At 25.2% G+C, this 604-nt stretch carries 1 protein-coding gene; it reads right to left on the bottom strand.

Going from position 1 to position 604, the window contains the following annotated elements; genetic code table 11:
- Nucleotides 1-53: 53 nt before the first annotated feature.
- Nucleotides 54-554: a hypothetical protein gene (locus DIU01_RS07650; RefSeq protein WP_290833137.1), complete on the bottom strand. Its 501-nt coding sequence runs from the start codon at nucleotides 552-554 to the stop codon at nucleotides 54-56.
- Nucleotides 555-604 lie beyond the last annotated feature (50 nt).

Here is a 604-nt window from a genome sequence, read left to right as displayed (position 1 = left end):
TAGATTTGAGATGTCAGTTATCAGATATCAGTTTGAATTATCCGCACAGTTTGTCATTCCGTAAGAATCTCATTTTTAAGAGAAAGATTTTCTGTTATTAAATCCAAATCAGATTTTGAAATTGACGTTAAATTTAAATTGTATTTTGTTCCGATAAAGGTTTTGTTTTTCACGCAAATTGAAATTTCATTATTGTTTTTAATATCAAGTTTTTTAATATAAAACGTACTCAAATAAGAGTATTTATTCGAAAATTCACTTTTTATAACAAAAGGACCACTGTATAAATTAGTAGGATAGGAATATCTTAAATACATAAAACATTCATTTTTAGTAAAATGAAATTTACAGTAATCAAATTCGCTTCCAAAATTCACAAAAACATTAAGAGCAGACATAGATGTTATTCGTAAATCTTCAGTTTCTTTATCATCATCCGATACTATTGAGTCTATTAATTGTCTATCTTTTTTTAGTTTCAAATATTCTTTTACACCGATATAAATTATAATCACTGAAAGTAATATTCCAAATACTGTAAATAATGTTTCCATGTGATAATTTTATTATCAAAAGAGACTTCTGAAAACTGCGACTGAAAACT

The organism is Flavobacterium sp. (assembly GCF_003525665.1).
In the GTDB taxonomy this organism is placed as follows: domain Bacteria; phylum Bacteroidota; class Bacteroidia; order Flavobacteriales; family Flavobacteriaceae; genus Flavobacterium.
Note: the sequence above shows the minus strand (reverse complement) of the source record. Positions and strands in the feature narration are given on the sequence as shown.

Excerpts from the sequence above, each read along its gene's own strand:
- DIU01_RS07650 (WP_290833137.1), bottom strand. The coding sequence starts at position 554 with ATGGAAACATTATTTACAGTATTTGGAATATTACTTTCAGTGATTATA.